This is a genomic window from Bradyrhizobium sp. UFLA05-89, from assembly GCF_059803475.1.
The window spans coordinates 1-4,271 of sequence record NZ_JBANBA010000222.1 but is presented as its reverse complement, the minus strand read 5'-3'; the positions used below and the strand labels follow the sequence as shown (position 1 = coordinate 4,271).

The following is a 4,271-nucleotide window of genomic DNA, read 5'->3' as shown; positions in this document are numbered from 1 at the left end:
GCAATCCGACTGCGCATCGCTTTCTCGACATGCTGGGCAACGTCACGTTTCTTGAGCGCCCCTTTCACCCGACGACCCTGGTCAGCCTCGCGCGTTCGGCGCTGCGCAGCCGGCTCCGTCAGTACGAGGCCCGCGCCAGACTCGAAGCGCTACGGGCGAGTGAAGAGAGACTGCGGCTCGTCGTCGAGAGCGCCGCAGACTACGCCATCATTGCCACTGACCCGGAGCGCCGCGTCACAAGCTGGTCGGTGGGTGCCGAAGCGATCTTCGGCTGGACGGCCGCCGATATGACGGGTCGTTCGGCCGACGCGATCTTCATACCCGAGGACCGCGCATCTGGGCAGCCCGAGGCTGAGGCTTTCAAGGCGCGCAACGAGGGCTTCGCCCCTGACGAGCGCTGGCATGAGCGCGCGGACGGGTCGCGTGTGTTCCTGAGCGGGTCGATGCGGTCCCTGCCGCCGGATGACCAGGGCCGTGGGCGGGGCTTCATCAAGATCGCGCGTGACGAGACAGACCGTCGGTTGGCCGAGGCGCGCCGCATCGCTCTCGTCGACCTTTCCGATCGCATTCGCGACATCGACGACCCAGCCGAACTTTCCTACGCCGCGGCCGAGATCCTCGGGCGCACACTGGGGGTAAGCCGGGCCGGCTATGGCACGATCGACAAGGCGGCCGAGACGATCACCATCGAGCGGGACTGGAACGCGCCGGGCATCAGGAGCCTTGCCGGCGTGCTGCACTTTCGCGACTACGGCTCTTATATCGAGGACCTCAAGCGTGGCGAGACGGTGGTATTTCCCGATGCCGAAAAGGACCCCCGAACAGCCGCGACGGCCGATGCCCTGAAAGCGATCAGCGCGCAGTCCATCGTAAACATGCCCGTGACGGAACAGGGCGGCTTCGTTGCGCTGCTTTACCTCAACCACGCAACGGCGCGCGAGTGGACGCCCGACGAACTCGAGCTGATCCGCGAGGTCGCTGATCGCACCCGAACGGCCGTCGAGCGCAGGCGAGCGGAGCAGGAGATCCGGGAACTTGCAGCTTCGCTGGAACGCCGCGTCGTAGAGCGCACCGCCGAGCTGATGGAGGCCGAGGAAGCTTTGCGCCAAGCACAGAAGATGGAGGCGGTGGGCCAGCTCACAGGGGGCGTGGCGCACGACTTCAACAACTTGCTCACCATCATCAAGAGCTCCACTGACCTCTTGCGCCGGCCCGGTCTCCCTGAGGAGCGCCGGCGCCGCTACGTGGACGCGATCTCCGATACCGTAGATCGAGCCTCGAGGCTGACCGGTCAGCTTCTCGCGTTCGCGCGGCGCCAGGCGCTCAAGCCCGTGGTGTTCGACGCGTCCGAACGCGTGCAGGCCATCAGCGACATGCTCCGCACCATCGTGGGATCGCGCATTCGAATCAGGACGGAGATCTCTTGCGAGAGCTGCCTCATCGAAGCGGATGTCAGTCAGTTCGAGACGGCGCTGGTCAACATGGCTGTGAACGCGCGCGACGCGATGGGTGGCGAGGGTTCGCTGCACATCCGCATTGAGGAGATCGCTGGCATGCCGCCCGTCCGCGGGCACGCGGGCAATCGCAGCCCTTTCGTGGCCGTCTCGCTGACCGACACAGGCTCAGGCATCCCGGTGGACAAGCTCGCGCATGTCTTCGAGCCGTTCTTCACCACGAAGGAAGTGGGTAAGGGCACGGGCCTGGGCCTTAGCCAGGTCTACGGCTTTGCCAAACAATCGAGTGGTGACGTCGCGGTTAAAAGCGAGGTGGGCCGGGGGACCACCTTTACGCTCTACCTTCCGCGCGCCGCGGGCGAGGCAGCCTCGAATAAAGACCGGCTCGAGATCGACGTTAATCCAGCCGACGCGCTGTCCGAGAACGACCGGGGTCCCCGTGTTCTCGTAGTGGAAGACAACATAGAAGTTGGACGGTCCTCGACCCAGATCCTGGCAGACCTCGGCTACGACACGACCCTAGCGACGAATGCGACCGAGGCGCTCAAACTTCTCGACGAGGCCAACAGATTCGACGTGGTGTTCTCCGACGTGATCATGCCTGGAATGAACGGGGTTGACCTTGGTCGGGAGATCCGGCGTCGCCATCCCAAAGTGCCGGTGGTGCTGACCTCGGGTTACAGCGAAGTCCTCGCTGAAGAGGGTCGGCATGGATTCTACCTCGTTCAGAAGCCTTATGCGGCCGAGGAGCTGTCGCGCGTGCTGCGGCGCGTGGCACGGGCTAAGCGTATTCCAGATCCCCGGTAGCCTGAATGACCTCTCGTGCCGATGACAAGATTGGAAGCTGCCCGACGTCGCTTTTGGGTCCAATTCGCGACCGGGTTGGCCAGCGGCAAGTCCGGGTATGGTCCACTATGCCGCCGAAAGCCGAAGTGAGCTATCCTGCGGCAATCCGACAGGAATGACACTGGCCGTCGCACCCGTCGCCGAGCCTGTCCCTCGACCCCGATCCAGAAAGCCGCTACTGTCGGCGCGTCGGCACTAGCGCTGCACCTCGATTGCAGCATGGGCGTACTTGGCAAGGCCGGCTAGCCGTTGGGACAGCCGAGGGGATAGACGGCCGTCACAGTTCGGTGTCTACCTGCCAAAGGCCGAGGAAGCGCCTCTCTGTGTGGGCCGGGAAGCAGCGGCGCACACTCAATTGACGTCACGGTTTGCTGGGCGTGAGGAAGTTGCCCGCTATCCGCTCTTCGTTTTCCGCCAGCGCATCGTACGCGCCCGCAAGTCTGAGGTATTGAGCGCGCGTCTCGGCATCGGACATCAGGCCGGCCTTGGCGCGAAATTCTTCGGCTTGATGCCGGCGCCTTTGCGCCTCTCCAAGCTGGTCGGTCATCGGATCACTGCCTTTGCGAAGCAGCCGGCCTATTTTCAGATTGCCACCACGGTCGCTCGATATCCTGAGTGAGTCGCTCCCGTGGTGGTCCTTTCCACGGGATGGTGCTTCCATCCCCGTCACCCAATTTGCAGACTTTCCGCGGACATTTTGGCCGAGCGCCCCGCCCTCAGCTCATAGCTGATACGTGCGCCTTCGGCCAAGGTTGTATAGCCGGCTTTCTCGACAGCACTGATGTGGACGAAGACATCTGGGCCGCCATCATAAGGTTGAATGAAGCCATAGCCTTTGGTTGCGTTGAACCACTTCACTTTGCCATTGCCAATGTCGCATTCTCCGTATCAACCGGCAGGCTAGCCTAAACACAGACGCCTGACTGTTTGATTCCGGACACAGAAGCGGCTGGGGAAAACAGCCGCTACGACAGCAGCCCTGCATTTTCCGAATCAACGAAGCGATCCCTTCTCTCAAGGGGCCGGTTCAGGTCGGATGCCTAATGCAGTTCACCCGCGTCGTTAGTCCCATAAAGGATCTGGAAGTCTGGAGCGCAAGCAGCCGCGGCTTTTCGTTTGTGATCAGCTTCGAGAGCCATAACGGTCCCGGGCTTCACGGGAAGCCCGGCTTTTTGGCCTCGTGGCGACCCATCTATCCGAGCAGACCCGCCATCAAGGTAATCGGGTCCCCCTTCGAAACGCTTTCTGAAGCCGAGGAAGCCTGCGAGTCCTTCTTGGCGCACTTAATCAGATGAGACGCCGGATAAAGACGCTCAGCCAGTAGGCGAACAAGCCTGATGCGACGGGTAAAGGCTGGCCATGGCCCACCCATCAGTACTGATCGAGCAGAGGCCGGTATCGAGGGATAGCCAATTCATCCGGAACGGGGGTGGACAAACCGCGGCCCCCTTATCTGCGAATCTCTGCCGTGTGTTAGGCCTTCGGAACCATGAGCGCACGTATGGCAGGAGCGGTTTCGATGCTGATGATGAAGGAGCGGCGGCCGGCCATTCGCACGATTGAGGGGTGGGCGCGAAGTATTCTTCTCGAAGCGGGAGCGATCCGCGAATGTGAGGAGCACGGTTGGATGCAGGACCGCGCCGATCCACACGCCAGGGACTGCGCTTTCAATATTGCCCGTCGGCACCCCCCGGTCGAAGGTCTCCCCAGAGGCGGGCACCGTCGCGGTCGCCGAGTTGCTGGAGTCGATCGACGACACATGCCCGGAGTGTCCGCCTGCGGATTGAAGCCGAGTTCGCTGTTAGCTCCCTCGGGTCAGCCTAGTTCAGTGAAGGTGGATGTCCGCTTCATCCTTGGAGCGGCACTGAAGCAGATCTCACAACAGGCCAGAGACGGGCCAATGCACGAAGTCGCTGCGCTCCAGCCCGCTGCGCGGGGGCAAGAGCCGAGAGGCCGGTAGCCGGTTGAGAG

Annotated in this window: 3 protein-coding genes and 1 pseudogene; 2 read left to right on the top strand and 2 right to left on the bottom strand. The window is 62.7% G+C overall.

The window, feature by feature from the left end:
- Positions 1-2,261 (top strand): ATP-binding protein (locus SO139_RS45575; RefSeq protein ID WP_498542101.1); only part of this gene is annotated, 2,261 nt, incomplete at its 5' end.
- 400 nt (positions 2,262-2,661) lie between these two features.
- Here SO139_RS45575 and SO139_RS45570 read toward each other — a convergent pair.
- Complete coding sequence (locus tag SO139_RS45570) at positions 2,662-2,847, bottom strand: hypothetical protein (protein WP_449381564.1); 186 nt, start codon at positions 2,845-2,847, stop codon at positions 2,662-2,664.
- 119 nt (positions 2,848-2,966) lie between these two features.
- The gene (locus SO139_RS45565; RefSeq protein ID WP_449381621.1) at positions 2,967-3,173 is read right to left on the bottom strand and encodes a cold-shock protein; all 207 of its coding nucleotides are present in this window, start codon (positions 3,171-3,173) and stop codon (positions 2,967-2,969) included.
- A gap of 646 nt (positions 3,174-3,819) precedes the next feature.
- On the opposite strand from SO139_RS45565, the pseudogene SO139_RS45560 reads away from it, so the two are divergent.
- Positions 3,820-4,087 (top strand): annotated as a pseudogene (locus SO139_RS45560) (hypothetical protein).
- The last annotated feature ends 184 nt before the right edge of the window (positions 4,088-4,271 follow it).

Excerpts from the sequence above, each read along its gene's own strand:
- SO139_RS45570 (WP_449381564.1), bottom strand. The coding sequence starts at position 2,847 with ATGACCGACCAGCTTGGAGAGGCGCAAAGGCGCCGGCATCAAGCCGAA.